Source organism: Kitasatospora sp. NPDC085879 (assembly GCF_040686255.1).
In the GTDB taxonomy this organism is placed as follows: Bacteria; Actinomycetota; Actinomycetes; order Streptomycetales; family Streptomycetaceae; genus Kitasatospora.
The window spans coordinates 1-13,937 of the sequence record NZ_JBFBJZ010000062.1 but is presented as its reverse complement, the minus strand read 5'-3'; the positions used below and the strand labels follow the sequence as shown (position 1 = coordinate 13,937).

The following is a 13,937-nucleotide window of genomic DNA, read 5'->3' as shown; positions in this document are numbered from 1 at the left end:
CGTGCGAGTTGCAGCCGCAGCCGTCGTTGACGCACCACGACCTCGCCGGCCGTTGCCCCGGCCGCCGGTCTGCGGCGGCCGGCTGTCCGCCCGGGCCCCCAATCGCTCAACGCGGAGCACTGCTCGTGGGCGCGGTCACCAGCGCGAGCGGGCCCCGCCGGGGCCTCGGGCCGGACGGATCGGGTGGCCGGGGCCGCATCCACCCGATCAGCGAGCGCATGGCTGGGTCCGGGCCGGTCGACCCGTGCTGCGGTCAGACGCCCTTCAGGACACGATCGAGGGCGGAGCGGCCTGCGGGCCCCCAGTTCGGTTTGCCTCCGGGCAGGCCGCGGTTCCCGTTCCGGCCCGTCAGCATCAGGAACAGGCTCTTCATCGCGGCCAGCCCGCGTGCTCGTCGTATCGCGGCCTCGTCCGCCTGGGCGTAGCTGTCGAAGAACCCTGAGGCGCGGCCCGCGGGGAGCAGCAGCCAGGCGGCCGCGAGGTCCCATGCAGGGTCGCCGGCGACGAGTGCGCCGAAGTCGACGCCGGCCAATGTGCCGTCGGCGGCGACGACGTTCGCGGGGCGCAGGTCGCCGTGCACCCACACCGAGGGGCCCTCCCAGCCCGGGGCCCGAAGCAGATCGCGGACCAGGTCCTCGCTGATCTCGGTCTCGGATTCGATCATGCAGAGTCACAGTACTTGAGGCGGACGGAGGCCGCCCCGCTCTTCGGGAGATCCGGCTCCTCGGCCCGTTCTCCTGAGGTCCCGGACGAAGAACCCGCAGGCGAGCGCTGCAGGAATTGGCTCCAACGCACCCCTGCGGGCCTTCTCGACCGACCGCACACCGCCCGAAGCCGGCTCTGGCCGGACGGGGTTGTCACCTCCGGCTCACGTGCGCCCCCGCCGGCCCCGGGCCCAGGGACGAATCCGCCTCCGTCCAGCTGTACAGCAGCCGGTCCCCTCCGGAAGGGGGCTGGAGGGACCCACCGGGGTCCGCCGGCCTTCTACTGGTTGCCGCCGGCGATCTGCTGCCGCAGGTCCTGCACCTGCGCCACCACATCGGGCTTGACCTTGCGGTCCTCGAGGGTCTGGGCGAGATCGCCCAGCAGCCGGGCTGCCGGCTCGCCCTGGTCCTGCCGGTCGAGCGCGCGGGCGATGCTCTCGATGTTGCGGGTCAGACGGATGTGGCCGAAGGTTTTGGCCGCGTCGGTCAGGTCTCCGTAGGCCTGCTCGGTCCACCTCCGACCCGACTCGGTGTCGGTCTGCGCCTTCTTCAGACGCGGACCTTCCTGAGCGTCACCATCAGCCTGCATGACCTTGCCCGGGACGGTCGCCGCCACCGCCAGGCAGGCGGCAGCGTGCCTGGCGACGGCGTGGTCGGGAATCTGGTTCGCGACCTCGTCCAGAACTGCGTTGGCGCCGTCCAGCACCCGGGTGCCGCCCAGTGACATCACCCGTCCAACGGTGTCCGTGCATACGTCGTCCGCCAGCTTCTCCTGGGTGCGGCTGGCCGGGCGATTCACCCGGAGCATGAGCGGCGCGGCCATGACCTGCCCGGTCGGATCACCGGCGACGGACGTCAACGCTCGGCCGGTGGCCGTCGCAGCGCGGCATAGACGCGGTACGTGCCGGGCTCGGCGATCTGCCAGCCGCCGAGTCCGGAGCTCAGCACGATTTGCTCGTACAGGGCCTCGCCCGGCTCCAGTACCTGTGGTTCGGGGTTCATGCAGTACCGAAGGTATGGCTGGTGAATGCGGGCCTCGGTGTCGCCCTCCCGCTGGATGACGACACCGAGGTCGCCGCTGATCAACTTGTTGCGGTCGACCATCACGCGCTGGGTGGAGATGTTGGCCAGCTTCAGCTCCCCGATGACCGGCTCCAGCATTTCGTAGCGGTACCTGCCGTCCTGGTCCCGCTCGCGGTCGTGGCTGACGCGGAGCGACAGCTCCAGCGGGCTCGGGGCGGAGTGCTGTCGCACCTGCTCGAAGGCATGGTGGTCGAACCAAGGGATGTTGCCCATCTCCACGAACCGCTCCGGGGCGTGCCGCAGGAAGCGCAACTCGTCCTCGGAGAAGAAGTATCGGAAGTCGGTGAAGAATGCCTGCGCCCCGCCGTTGACCAGGAACGGGTAGTTCATGAAGCTCCGGGAATCGGGCTCGTCCACGAGCGGGATCCACGGAGTTTTCCAGCGACTTCTGCCAGGGGTGCGCGAGGTTGAAACAGTGCCCGATCTCGTGCACGGCCGTCCAGAAGCGCATCCGGCGGACGAACGCGTCGGGCGCGGGGTCGTTCGGCGGCGCGTCCGAGATGAAGGAGTCGGAGAAGATCGCGCAGCCCTGCCTCTGGGCGGTGCCGATGTCGTCGAACATGATGCCGCCGAGGCTCTGGCCGATCTCGTGCCGACCTGCGAACAAGGTCCACACCTGCCACTGGGCGACGCCTTGGCCGTCGGGCCCGGGCTTCCACTCGGACCAGTGCTGCTGCATCGCGTCATGCATCTCGATGTCGGACCAGAGGCCGTCGACGGAGGCCGAGAGCGGGATCACGTGGCTGCCACCGGTGCGGGTGACCTTGATTCCCTGCCGGGTGAACGCCTCCTCCACCGTGAGGGTGATGTCGGGGAGGTCGGCGGGCCGTACCGGGTGGTCGTGCAGCGGGTAGTCGACGGTCTGCTCGGCCCCCTCGACGCGGTCGCACTCGATCCCGACCTCAAGAAAGTTCGATCGCCGGAAGGAGTAGGCGAGCACCAGGTCGGCGGCACCCGGGCGGCTGAAGCTCACCTGGGCGCCGAGCGGCTGCAGTGGCGGGCGGCCGGTGAGCTGCACGCGGATCGAACTGGTCGGACGCAGGGAGGCGTTGCCGTCGCGGTAGCTGATGGGGCCGGTGTAGGAGCCGTCCGGTTGCTTGGTCACCTGGGCGATCCAGGTGAGCCCGCCGGTGGTGAGGCGCCAGATCTTGCCAGAGACGGTCATCGTGGGAGCCGGCCCGTCCACGTCCACGCGCAGTTCCTCGAACAGGCCGAGGGCGGGGCCGGGCGGGATCGTCTGCCGGCCGGACCGGCCGCCGACCCGACGCCGGCAGACGACGCGGACGCACCCCGGCCCGCCGACCGGGCTGTTCGCCGCCCACCGATCCGCCCACGACCACATTCCTGTCCGGTGCAGATTGCGGCCTGGGAGGCGGACCGCCGGGACCGGTGTGGTCCGCGCCCCGATCAGCAGGGGGACAGAACGGCCATGTCCGAGCCGAAGCAGACGACCAGCTGCCCGTCCGGCGCCACCGCCAGTCCGCCGACCGTGGCAGGGAAGGTGTAGGTGCCGATCTGCTGCCCCGTGGTGGGGTCCCACACGCGGACGGTTCCGTCGACGCTTCCGGCGGCGACGACGATGCGGCCGTCCAGCAGCCCCACCGCGCCGGCCGACACCTTGTCGGTGTGTCCCGTCAGGGGCGGTCCGACGAGTTCACCCGTGGCCAGGTCCCAGAGCTGGACCGTCTCCGCCCGGTACCCGGTCAGGATCAGGTTGCGACCTTCGAGCGTCTCCACGGCGAGGGCGCCGCCCTGCTTCGGCCGCACGCCGATCCACGCACGCGCAGCGAGGTCCCACACCCGTCCTTCCGAGGTCACGGCGACGAAGCGGTCCTCCACCGTGGCGAAGGACTGGATGTACGGGCTCGTGTACTCGCTCGTCGACAGCCCGTGCACCTCCTCCCGGGTGGTCAGGTCCCGGACCTGGACCTTCTCGTGCCGGTCGCGCGTGAGGAGAGCGGGCCGTCCCCCCACCGTGCCCACCGTCAGCATCTCCACGGCGGCGGTGTGGCCGGTCAAGGCCTCGCCGAGCTGCTCCCCGCCGTCGAGGTCCCAGATCCGCACCAGCGTGTCCGGGCCGCCGGTGACGACGACCGAACGGCCGTCGACGATTCCGGTGGTGACCTTCCGTACGGGCCCCGCGTCGGCGGCCGTGCGGCTGTCCGGCTCCTTCTTGCCCGCGAGGTCCCAGACACGGACCGATCGGTCGTCGCCGCCGGTTACGGCGAGGTGGCGCCCCTGCACCACCGCTGTCGCTGCTCCCCGCACGGTCCCTTCGTGGCCGGTCAGCGGCCGGTGAAGGTGCCCGTCGGCGGACAGGTCCCATACGGCGACCGGCCCGCGGGGGCCGAACCCGATGACCGCGGTGGGGCGCCCACGGAGCACCGTCAGGGCCGCCGCCCCTGCGAACCCGCCGGCCGGCTCACCTACCTGCTCGCCCGTGGCCAGGTCCCAGACGTACGTCGCGTAGGCGTTGGCGCTGATCGCCACCGGGCACTCGAACGCCGGGTCGGTGGCCAGGAGGTGCGTCATGGCGTTGACCTCCAGGGTGATGCAGCGGCGCATCCCGTCGTCGGTGTCGTCACTGTTGTCGCCGTCGGCCTCCAGCGGGTGGGAATCCTCGGCGTCGTCGCCCGGGGTGCGCAGCTCCCGTCCGGTGATCAGATCCCACCGCCGGACGGCCCCTTCGGCGTGGCCGGTGACGGCGACGGGACGGCCGTCCACCACCGCCGCCGCAAGGGCCTGCACATTGCCGGTGCGGACGGTCAGAAGCTCACGGCCGAGGGTGAGGGAGGCCAGGTCCCACACCCTGAGCAGGCCGTCGGTGCAGCCGGCGACCACCACGGGCCGGCCCTCGACCGGTGCGGTGGCGAGCGAGATCACCCGGTCGTCGTCGCCGGCGCGGTACTCGCCGACCGGCTTCCCCTCGACGAGGTCCCACACCAGGACGGCCCCGTCGGAGCCGCAGGTGACGGCGACGGGACGCCCCTCCAGCACCGCCGCCGTCAGACCACGCACGGCGCCGGTGTGACCGGTCACGGCCTGCCCGAGCTTCCTGCCCGTCACCGGGTCCCACCAGTGCAGCGTGCCGTCCTCGCAGCCGGCCACGGCGAACCCCCGGCCCCCCACGACCACGGTCGCCACCGCAGTCACCCCGGCCGGCGAGGGCAACGCATGCCGGAGCCGGGAGTCCAGGCCGTTCCCGGTCGCCCACCGCACCGTCCAGGAGTCGTCGGCCTCCTGAGGCAGCGGCACCTCGGCGAGGCCTCTCGCCAGCGACTGGTTCCCGTACCGGGCGGCGTCCAGCGCCAGCAGCTGCCGCCGCACCTGCGCCCCGGCGTCACGGTGCACATGCCCCGACGCCCGGTACACGGCAGCAGCCGCCGCCTCCTGCGGCCCGACAGCGCCGTCCAGCGCCGCCGCCACCTGTTCCGGATCGCCCTCCACAAGCCATCCGGGCTCGGTCAACCGCCCGCGCCCTACCGCAACTTCACCGACCGGACCATCGCCCCGGAAATCACCAGACATGACCGGCACCCTAGCCGCACCCACCCCGTCCGTCGGCTCCCGGACCAGAACCTCGGACGGTGCGGCCGGCATCCTGCCGGCCGTCGGCCACCCCGGGCGAAGGCGAGAACGGTGGCGCCCGCAGCGCTGTGGAGCAGGAGCGCCCGTCGGAGATGCCGGGCCGTCCGTACGACACCCTCCTGTGTTCGGGAGATCAGCCCACGAAGCCGGATCAAGGCGTTGAGGTCTGCTCCATGGACGTATGCGTCCATGAACCTGTGGGAAGCGGCGACACGGGCCCGTGCGAAGGCGGTCGGCCCGTACGCCCGGCGCTCGGTCCGACGGCGACTACGGCTGCGTTCCCGGCAGCAGCTCCACGCGGGTGTCAGCGCCTTCCCGGATGACGTAGACGGCGTCGCCGTCGGCCTGCCATCCGACCGGGAGGACGGAGAGACCGGAGGGCCCTACGGAGGCTCTCGATGTCCCGAACCGTCCGAACGCCCCCCGACAAATACCGCGTCCGAGAGGGTACGCGGGTGTCCGCGTCGCTGTACGACCTGCGCTACACGCATGCCGAACCTTCCCGGGCTGCCCGGGGGCCTCCTGTTGCTCGGTTGGATTCGACACCCACGAGCTGTGCGGGAGGCCCCACTTTCATGCCCAGCCAGCCAGAAGATCACCCAACCGAGTCGGCAGGCTCGAACTCACGATCACCAAGCTCGATAGAGCAACGGCTAGTTACGGCATGCTCCGTCTATCCCGGCACAGCAGACGGTGGACGAGGGCACGCCCCGCCGAGGCTCAGCGGCTGGGCGTGTGCCCGGTGTGTGACAAAGGCGGTCTCCCCCCGGGACGGTTGCGGAACCTGCGCTGCGAGCTCTCGGCCAAGTACCCCGAGGAGCCGGCCGCCGTCGCGTCAACGACGGAGGCAGGGGACACCGAGTACCGGCGCCTGGTCGCCATGGTCGAGCAGGGGGAGGAGGGCACGCGAGGACGGCAGCGCAAGGCATCGGACCGTCCGGTGCGCATCGAAGCGGCGGTTCGGGCGGCGCCGTCCCCGTCGGCGACGTGTTCGGCCCGGTCCGCGCCGTGGTCTGGCCGCTGTTCTGAGCCTTCGGCCGGCGTCAGGCCGGGGGGACCAGGCGGTTCTCGTGGGCGAAGACCACGGCCTGGATCCGGTCGCGGAGTTCCAGCTTGTGCAGGATCCGCCCCAGATGGGACTTCACGGTCGCCTCCGCGAGGTACAGGGCGGCCGCGATCTCGGCGTTGGACAGGCCGCGGCCGACCTCGACGAGCACCTCGCGCTCGCGGACGCTGAGCCGGTCCAGCCGCTCGTCGCGCTCGGCGGCGCCGCCGTCGGCCAGGTGCGGACGGAAGTCCTCCAGCAGGCGCCGGGTGATCCGCGGGGAGAGCACCGCGTCGCCCGCCGCGACGCTGCGGATCGCGGTGAGCAGCTCCTCGGGCCGGGTGTTCTTCAGCAGGAAGCCCGAGGCCCCGGCGCCGAGCGCGGCGAAGGCGTACGCGTCCAGGTCGAAGGTGGTCAGGATCAGCACCCTACTCTGTGGGCAGGCCTCGACGACCTGCCGGGTCGCCTCGATCCCGTCCGTCCCCGGCATCCGGACGTCCATCAGGACGACGTCGGGCCGCAGCTCCCGGGCAAGGCGGACGGCCTCGGCGCCGTCCGCGGCCTCGCCGACCGGCGCCATGTCGGGCTGGGCCTCCAGGACGGTGCCGAAGGCCATCCTGAGCAGCGCCTCGTCGTCGGCGATCACGATCCGGATCGTCATGCGGAGGCCGCTCCGTCGTTGTTGAGGAGGAGTCGGGTCCGCACGCCCCAGCCGCCGCCCGGAAGCGGTCCGGCCCGCAGCGTCCCCCCGTAGGCGGCCGCGCGCTCGCGCATGCCGGGGATGCCGTGGCCGGACGGTCCGGCGGCGGGAAGCGCCGGCCGGGGGCCGCTGTCGGTGACGTCCACGCCGACGGCCTGGGCCGAGCACTCGACCAGGACCGTCGCGCGGGTGCCGTCGGGGGTGTGCTTGAGGGTGTTGGTCAACGCTTCCTGCACCAGACGGTAGACGGTGAGTTGTGCGGTGGCGGGTACGTGGGTGTGACCGCCGCGGACCTCCAAGCGGGTCGGCAGCCCGGCGGCGCCCATCTGGTCGGCGAGCGCCTCCAACTGGGCGATGCCGGGCAGCGGGTGGCGCTCCGCGTCCGGCTCGCCGGTCCGCAGGACGCCCAGCGAGCGCCGCATGTCGGTCAGCGCCTGCCGGCCCGTCTCGGAGATCTGCAGCATCGCGGCGGTGGCCCGGTCCGGGGAGCGGTGCTGCGCGTAGACGGCGGCGTCGGTGAGCGCGACCATGACGGACAGGTTGTGGGTGACGATGTCGTGCATCTCGCGGGTGATCCGGGCCCGCTCCTCGGCGACAGCCAGCCGTGCCTGCTGCTCCTGGTGCAGCGCCAGCCGTGCCGCCCGCTCCTGCACGGCGGCGAGGTAGGCCCGGCCGGTCCGCACGTTCACCCCGAGGACGGCGGCGGCGACGACCGTCGCGGAGAGCGCGACGAACGGGGTCGGGAACGCGCCGTCCGGTGCCCAGCGCAGGCAGGCCAGCACCGCCCCGCCCTCCACGACGGCGGCTGCGAGCAGTGTGCCGCGCGGGCCCGTGTGCGCCGCCGCCGTGTAGAGGGCCACCAGCAGGGCGATGTCCGCGGGCAGTTGGACGTCCGCCAGCCACTGGGCGAAGGCCGCGGCCGCCACGGCGGCGAACACCGCGAGCGGGGCCCGGCGCCGCCACACCAGGGGCAGCGCCAGGGCGGCGGTGAGCGCCGCTGCCACGGGCAGCTCCCGCGCCGGGTACGTGGTCACGACGTTGAGGAGGAGCAGCGCCGGCAGCACCGAGTCCCACACCAGGGGCGGTACCCGGTCCCGGTGGCGCACCGTCACACCTCTCCGTCGATTCGGCATCGTGGCGGACCGGCCGGGCCCGCCACCGCGTACAGCCGGAGCCTAGGCCGCGAGGCCCGCACCGCACATGAGCCCGGCGTCGGATCGCAGCACGCCGGGGTACGACCACAGGAGGAGACCCACCACCTCCCGCGGTCGTAGGCCGGCCGCCGGTCCGGGGCGCCCGGGTGCCACCCCGGTCGCACCGCGGCCCGCCCCGGTCGCGACCCCGGTCGCAGTAGGCGGCGACCCGGGGCCGATGCGGCGGCGCGGGCCCGGCGCCGAGCATGGCCGGGTGACCGAAACCATCCCGGGGCTGACCCTGTCCCTTCCGGAAGTCCTCGTCCTGCTGGGCGCCGTCGCGCTGCTGGTGGCGCGCTGGCTCCCCCCGGCCGCCCGCCGGCCCGTCACCGCCGCGGCCGGGGCGGTCCTCGTACCGTCGGCGATCGTGCTGGGCATCGTGGGGATCCGCTGGCAGATGCTGCCGGTCCTGGCCGGCGGCGCCGTCGCCGCGGCGTTCGCCCTCCCGCCCCTGCTGCGGCGCCGTACCGGCCGACCGGCGCGGCGGGCCCGCTGGTGGCTGGCCCTGCCGGGATCGCTGGCCTGCGCCGGACTGATCGCCACCGGCCCGGTGGCCGCCTGGGCCTTCCCCGTGCCCGTCTTCCCCGAGCCGACGGGCGACTTCGCGGTCGGCACCCGGGTGGTGCAGTGGACCGACCCGCTCCGCCCCGAGAGCTTCACCGCCGATCCGGACGACCGGCGCACGGTCGTGGTCCAGCTCTGGTACCCGGCGCAGAAGAGCCCCGCCGGCACCCAGCGGGCCCAGTACCTGGGACGCACGGAGGATGAGGCGCGGACCGTCTCGGAGGCCCTCGCCGACGGGGTCGGCCTGCCCGGCTTCCTGGTCGACGGCGTCCCGCGGGCCCGCAGCCGTGCGGTCTTCGACGCCCCGGTGGCCGGCGGGGCAGAGCGGTTCCCGGTCGTCCTGTTCTCCCCGGGGTCGGGCGGGGTGCGGACCCAGAACACCGCCTGGGCGGAGGAGCTGGCCAGCCACGGCTACCTGGTCGCCGCCCTCGACCACCCGTACGACTCCGCCGTCGTCGTCCTCGCCGACGGCCGCACGATCCGCGCCACCACCGCCTCCTCCGGGGACCGGGACAGCGACGAGGAGCTGGCGACGGGGTGGACCGCCGTCCGGGCCGCCGACCTCGGCTTCGTCCTCACCCGGCTGGAGCGCCTGGACCGCGGTGAGACCGCCGACCCGCTGACCGGACGCCTGGACACCGGCCGCGCCGCGGTGGCCGGCCACTCCCTGGGCGGTGCCGCCGCCCTGCAGGCGGCCCGGCAGGACCACCGGTTCGGCGCCGTCGTCGACCTGGACGGCTACCCCCACGGCCCCGCCTCGCCCGCCCTCGGGCAGCCGGCGCTCGCGCTCACCCAGGAGATCACCGCCGGCACCGACCCGCGCTACCTGCCCCGCCTCACCGACGCCCTCGAGCACAGCACCGCGACGAGCTACCGCCTCACCGTCCCCGGCGCCGGGCACCTCACCTTCATCGACGGGCCGCTGTACCTGCCGCCGGTGCCCTCCATCGTGGGCACCCTGGGCCGCACCGAGAGCCCGCGCGTCGTCGCCGGAGCCACCCTCGCCTTCCTGGACGCCGTCCTGCGAGGCCGCCCGGGCGACCCGGCCGACACCCTCCGGGCCTACGGCAAGGTTTACACGGTCTCACCATTAGTAGGGCTTGGTCACGTCGACGCGTGATGGCGTGCCCTTGTGTCGGGTGGTGTCGTTGATGTGGTTGACACCTGGGGAGATGGCCGAGGTTCGGGAGGACCTGGAGGCGTTCACGGCGGAGATGTTCGTGGCGTTCACGCGTGCTGATCAGCACCGGTGGGGGCTGGCGTATACACGTGGATTGCTGCTGGACGGCCGACGCAAGTCGGTGGAGCCGATGGCCGCCCGGCTCGGGGAGGACGGCAACCGTCAGGCTCTGGCCCACTTCGTGACCTCCAGCCCATGGGATCCGGCCCATGTCCGGGCCCGCTTGGCGTGGAGCATGGCCGATGCCGTCGACCCGACGGCGTTGATCATCGACGACACGGGGTTCCTCAAGGACGGTGACGCCACTGCGTGTCTCGCGGCAGTACACCGGAACTGCGGGCAAGGTTACCAACTGCCAGGTGGGCGTATCGCCGCACCTGGCTACCGACCACGCCTCCGCCGCCGTCGACTGGCGGCTGTTTCTCCCCAAGTCCTGGGACCCGGCCCCCGAAGGCCGAGCCAGCGAAGGTCGCCCGCCGCGAGCGCTGCCAGATCCCCGCAGACCTGGGGCACGAGGAGAAGTGGCAGCTCGCGCTGGACATGGTCGACGAGACGCGTTCCTGGGGTGTGCACGTCCCGTCGGCCATCGCGGACGCGGGCTACGGGGACGCGGCGGCGTTCCGTCTGGGCCTGAACGAGCGCGCGGTGAACTACATCGTGGGCATCTCCACCACCCTCAGCGCCCGGCCGGGCCCCGCCCTACGGCGGGACCGGGCGGCCGCCCACTCCGCGTCCGTCATGTCCGACGGATACCGGCGCACCCGGTCCGGATGGTCGGCCGCGTTGCCGTACACGTGCGCAAGGCAATCGCAGGACACGGCGGACGAGTTGAAGTCAACATGCTCGGGAACGTACAACAAAGACAACAGGGCCTCCGGGAACCACTCGGAATGGGATCGCACCCCCGAGCTACCTGGAGGCCCTGCTTTCACGCGCGGAAAGCGCCGCAGTCACCCGATCGAGACTCCCGTTCGATCGACAGCCTTCGAGATCGGTACGGGCAACAACCACTTACGTGTCGGGATGCTCCGGCAGGGCGAGCCAGTCCGACCAGGAGATCTCGCGGCCGAGGAAGCGCGGCTGCTCGAACGGCCAGTCGGCGGCGATCCACTGCGGCACCAGCGCGTCAAGGGCCTGCTCGACCTTGCTGCCCACCAGCTCGTCCACCACCCACCAGGAGATCTCGCCGTCCGCGCCGGCCCTCTCCGGTGGGTCGATGTAGACACAGCCGAGCAGAGCTGTCTCCGCCGCGTCGAACAGCGCGTAGTTGAAGGACTGGTGTGCGGCGATCTCCTTCTCGTGCCGCAACAGGTCGGCCTGGTCGGCCTCGTAGGTCATGGTGGCCGCGGGCCAGCCCCAGGCCGGGCCGAAGATGGTCCACAGCCGCTCGCGCGAACCCATCACAGCCGGATAGTCGAGCGGGGTGTCCGCCTCCCGGATCGGCCGCAGGTGATGGCCACCTCCCGGCAGCGGTACCAGGACGGGATGGACGAAGTCATCGGGAAGCCAGCTCATGGCGCCTGACCGTAGCAGCGCGCGGCCGTCCGCTCCCCTCGATCTTCCCCGTATACCGCCAGGCCCTGCTCTCCTGCCGGGCAGGGCCCGCGATCACCCGATCGAGACTCCCGTTCGATCGACAGACTCCATGATCGGTATGGCAACGGCTTCTCAAGCCTGCTCAGGGCAGAGTTGACCCGCTCGATGCGGAACATGGCGACGTCGACGTATCCGAGGTCTTCCCAACCTCGTTCGAGGGTCAGACGCAACCGTGCCGCGAGTGCCTCCAGTGGCGGCTTCAACCCCGCCACCAGCTGGAAGGAGCCGGCGGCAGACTCCCACATGCTCTGCTGGAAGGCAGGATTGCGCTTCCCACCCTGATACGACGGAGCTGTCTCCCACTCCGGCTCAGGCCCCGGAACCTCGATCTCCGCCATGCCGACCTCCCCGCCAGAGCACTACCGCTACATTTCGGCGATCACCGTAACCCACAGCCCAGATCAGCCCGCGCCCGGTGAACGCATGCGGTCAGAGCACTAGGGTGCCCAGCAGGTGTCAGGCAAGTCAGGCAAGTACTCCGGAGCGAACTTGCCTGACTGATATCCAAGGGTCTGTTAGGCAGGTTCGTGGTCTCGGTGTCATCGCGCGCAGTCAGCAGCCCAGTCGGCTCGGGTCCGTTGGAGTGCTTGGTGCAGCCGCTCGGCAGGTACCTCGAAGGCGCGTTCGTGCTCAGGCTTTCGGATGCTGATCCGCCGGCGTAGCGAGGTCGTGTCGGACATTCAGCAAGACCGCCGTCGTCATCACCGCGAAGTCCGCCGGGCACAGGGTCTTGGGCCTCGCCACCGCAGCGTCCGTCTCGCTTGACCTCTTGCGCGTCAGTCCGGCAGCCAGTGCAGCTCGTGCGCCAGGGTTTTGGCGACGGCACGGATGCGGCGGTGTAGTTGCGAGTGCTCGCGTGGGAGGACCAGGTGGAACGTCAGGCTGGGCGCGCCCCGCAGCGGTCGCCAGGTGAGACCGGCCGGTTGTGCCGTGGCCGCGGCTTCTCCGGCCGGGGCGAGGGTGACCCCGTCGCGCAGGTCGCGCTGAGACATGTCGAAAGAGACTGCGGGCGTGTGGAATCGGGGGTGTGGTCGGGTGTCGCGGAACACTGCGGACAGCTGATCGTGGATCACGGGGTTGGCCGCACGGTCCGGGAGTCGCAGCGGGTACGTGGCCGCGTCGGCGATCTCGATCTCCGGGTGTTCGGCCAGCGGATGGTGCTGCGCCAGCTGGACCCCGATGCGCGCACGCCGCAGCAGGAACCGGCGCACGCCACGGCCCGGTTGTTCACCGCGGGTGATCCCGGCATCGATGCGGCCGTCGGCGACCGCGGGGGAGATCTCCGGTGTCGCCATCGGGACCGCGCCGACCTCGAGTCCGCTGTTGCCGCGAATCAGCCTGTCCACCAGGGCCGGTGCCGTCTCGGCCCCGGCGCTGAGGCTGTATCCGATGCGCAGCGTGCCCAGTTCACCGGCCGCCGCGCTCCGGGCGGTGTCCCACGCCCGGTCCAGCGCCGCCAGCGCGGGCGGCGCGGATTCCGCCAAAGCCGCACCGGCCGTGGTCAAAACGACGCTACGCGTGTTGCGGACCAGCAGGGCCGTACCGAGTTCCGCCTCCAATCGGCGCATCCGGGCGCTGAGTGCGGGCTGTGCGATGCCGATCCGTGCGGCCGCGCGGGTGAAGTTCAACTCCTGCGCCAGCACCAGGAAGTACCGCAGGCTCACCGTATCCGGCGCCACGTGCCCTCCCTGCCGATTGATAACGAGCCGTTCTGAGTCTATCCCGTACCGGTCTTTCCCTCGGCCGCACATCAAGCCCTAACCTGCACATATGGCGATTCAACTGACCGCAGTACCCATCGCCGGGATCGATCGATCTGAGTGTCAATTCGAAGTCGGACCTGTCCGGCCGAACACAGGAGGTTTCCATGGCTAAGGGCTACTGGGTCAGTGTCTACCCCGCCATTTCCGACCCTGAGAGGCTGACTGCCTACGACAAGCTGGCCGGTCCGGCTGTCCGGGCTGGGGGCGGGCGCACCCTGTCCCGTGGCGGTCGAATCGTCGCCCACGAGGCCGGAATCACGCAACGCGTCGTTCTGATCGAGTTCGACAGCTTTGAGCAGGCCGTCGCGGCATACGAGAGCGAGGCATACCAGAAGGCGCTGGTGGCCCTCCCCGACGGCGTCGAGCGCGACTTCCGCATCATCGAAGGCATCGACTGACCGGCAGGCCCAGCCATCGCTGAGCATCGCGGGTGGAGCCCCCGGTGGGTGGACTCCATGAAGGGCAGGTCCCTGAGCCAGGCGAAGAGCAGGTGGGCGTCCTCGCCGGGCAGCACCGAGGCG

10 protein-coding genes and 2 pseudogenes are annotated in these 13,937 nt (G+C 71.8%); 3 read left to right on the top strand and 9 right to left on the bottom strand.

What is annotated here, in order from left to right; translation table 11 throughout:
- Window positions 1–253: 253 nt before the first annotated feature.
- From AB0P35_RS33085 to AB0P35_RS33060, 6 genes and pseudogenes are all read right to left on the bottom strand, one after another.
- Window positions 254–622, bottom strand: a pseudogene (locus tag AB0P35_RS33085) (phosphotransferase); the annotation flags it as partial.
- A 362-nt stretch (window positions 623–984) separates the two neighbouring features.
- On the bottom strand, window positions 985–1,563 hold the full coding sequence (locus AB0P35_RS33080) for a hypothetical protein (RefSeq protein WP_363518297.1): 579 nt from the start codon (window positions 1,561–1,563) through the stop codon (window positions 985–987).
- On the bottom strand, window positions 1,560–2,144 hold the full coding sequence (locus AB0P35_RS33075; RefSeq protein WP_363518295.1) for a hypothetical protein: 585 nt from the start codon (window positions 2,142–2,144) through the stop codon (window positions 1,560–1,562). The genes AB0P35_RS33080 and AB0P35_RS33075 overlap by 4 nt, the downstream gene beginning before the upstream one ends.
- Window positions 2,145–3,194: 1,050 nt before the next feature.
- A complete protein-coding gene (locus AB0P35_RS33070) occupies window positions 3,195–5,255 on the bottom strand; it encodes a hypothetical protein (RefSeq protein ID WP_363518293.1) in 2,061 nt (686 codons plus the stop codon).
- A 1,163-nt stretch (window positions 5,256–6,418) separates the two neighbouring features.
- Window positions 6,419–7,081, bottom strand: coding sequence for a response regulator transcription factor (locus AB0P35_RS33065; RefSeq protein ID WP_363518291.1), 663 nt, complete (start codon window positions 7,079–7,081; stop codon window positions 6,419–6,421).
- Window positions 7,078–8,232: a histidine kinase gene (locus AB0P35_RS33060; protein WP_363518289.1), complete on the bottom strand. Its 1,155-nt coding sequence runs from the start codon at window positions 8,230–8,232 to the stop codon at window positions 7,078–7,080. Before AB0P35_RS33060 ends, AB0P35_RS33065 begins: the two co-directional genes overlap by 4 nt.
- Before the next feature lie 259 nt (window positions 8,233–8,491).
- Here AB0P35_RS33060 and AB0P35_RS33055 point away from each other — a divergent pair, with 259 nt between their 5' ends.
- Together AB0P35_RS33055 and AB0P35_RS33050 are read left to right on the top strand one after the other, a co-directional pair.
- On the top strand, window positions 8,492–9,997 hold the full coding sequence (locus AB0P35_RS33055; RefSeq protein WP_363518287.1) for a hypothetical protein: 1,506 nt from the start codon (window positions 8,492–8,494) through the stop codon (window positions 9,995–9,997).
- A 52-nt stretch (window positions 9,998–10,049) separates the two neighbouring features.
- Window positions 10,050–10,747 (top strand): annotated as a pseudogene (locus tag AB0P35_RS33050) (IS701 family transposase); the annotation flags it as partial.
- 321 nt (window positions 10,748–11,068) lie between these two features.
- Here AB0P35_RS33050 and AB0P35_RS33045 read toward each other — a convergent pair.
- From AB0P35_RS33045 to AB0P35_RS33035, 3 genes are all read right to left on the bottom strand, one after another.
- Entirely contained in the window at window positions 11,069–11,572 is a 504-nt protein-coding gene (locus tag AB0P35_RS33045) for a GNAT family N-acetyltransferase (protein WP_073492597.1), read from the bottom strand.
- Window positions 11,569–11,991 carry a hypothetical protein gene (locus AB0P35_RS33040; protein ID WP_363518285.1) on the bottom strand — a complete coding sequence of 141 codons (423 nt, stop codon included), beginning with the start codon at window positions 11,989–11,991 and terminating at the stop codon, window positions 11,569–11,571. Before AB0P35_RS33040 ends, AB0P35_RS33045 begins: the two co-directional genes overlap by 4 nt.
- Before the next feature lie 438 nt (window positions 11,992–12,429).
- The gene (locus AB0P35_RS33035; RefSeq protein WP_363518283.1) at window positions 12,430–13,332 is read right to left on the bottom strand and encodes a LysR family transcriptional regulator; all 903 of its coding nucleotides are present in this window, start codon (window positions 13,330–13,332) and stop codon (window positions 12,430–12,432) included.
- A 188-nt stretch (window positions 13,333–13,520) separates the two neighbouring features.
- Here AB0P35_RS33035 and AB0P35_RS33030 point away from each other — a divergent pair, with 188 nt between their 5' ends.
- Window positions 13,521–13,814, top strand: a complete 294-nt coding sequence (locus tag AB0P35_RS33030; protein ID WP_363518281.1) for a DUF1330 domain-containing protein — start codon at window positions 13,521–13,523, stop codon at window positions 13,812–13,814.
- The last annotated feature ends 123 nt before the right edge of the window (window positions 13,815–13,937 follow it).